At 64.2% G+C, this 659-nt stretch carries 2 protein-coding genes; both read left to right on the top strand.

Features of this window, described 5'->3' with window-relative positions; all coding sequences use genetic code 11:
* On the top strand, positions 1-363 hold a 363-nt coding region (locus tag AC1D2E_RS36060), incomplete at its 5' end, for a methyl-accepting chemotaxis protein (RefSeq protein ID WP_478201821.1).
* Between the two features lie 5 nt (positions 364-368).
* Positions 369-659 (top strand): chemotaxis protein CheW (locus AC1D2E_RS36055; RefSeq protein WP_478201820.1); only part of this gene is annotated, 291 nt, incomplete at its 3' end.

The following is a 659-nucleotide window of genomic DNA, read 5'->3' as shown; positions in this document are numbered from 1 at the left end:
GCCAAGGAGATCAAGGGGCTGATCGACGACTCGGTGGGCAAGGTGGGCGCGGGCAGCGCGCTGGTGGCCGAGGCCGGCAAGACGATGGAAGAGATCGTCGGCAGCGTCAAGCGGGTGACCGACATCATGGGCGAGATCACGGCGGCCAGCCAGGAGCAGACCTCGGGGATCGAGCAGATCAACCAGGCGATCACGCAGATGGACCAGGTGACGCAGCAGAACGCGGCGCTGGTGGAAGAAGCCTCGGCGGCGGCACTGGCACTGGAGAACCAGGCCGGAAGCCTGGTCGACGCGGTCAGTGTCTTTCGGGCGGAGGCCGGTGCCGGCACCCGCGGCGGCAGAAATTTTCAAGTCATGGAGTGAACGAAGTGAACACCACAGATCAAGCCAAGCAGGTCGCCTCTGAAGCAAGCGCACCCTCGGCACGCGCCGGCAAGCCGCTCGAGTTTCTCTCCTTCACCCTGGGCGACGAGGAGTACGGGATCGACATCCAGAAGGTTCAGGAGCTGCGGGGGTACGACGCGGTGACGCGGATCGCGAACGCGCCGGAGTACATCAAGGGGGTGGTGAACCTGCGGGGGATCATTGTTCCGATCATCGACATGCGGATCAAGTTTGCGCTGGGGACGCCGAGCTATGACCAGTTCACGGTGGTGATC

The organism is Variovorax sp. P1_H2, from assembly GCF_056405295.1.
The sequence above is the reverse complement of the archived record's forward strand: the minus strand, read 5'-3'. Positions and strand labels throughout refer to the sequence as shown.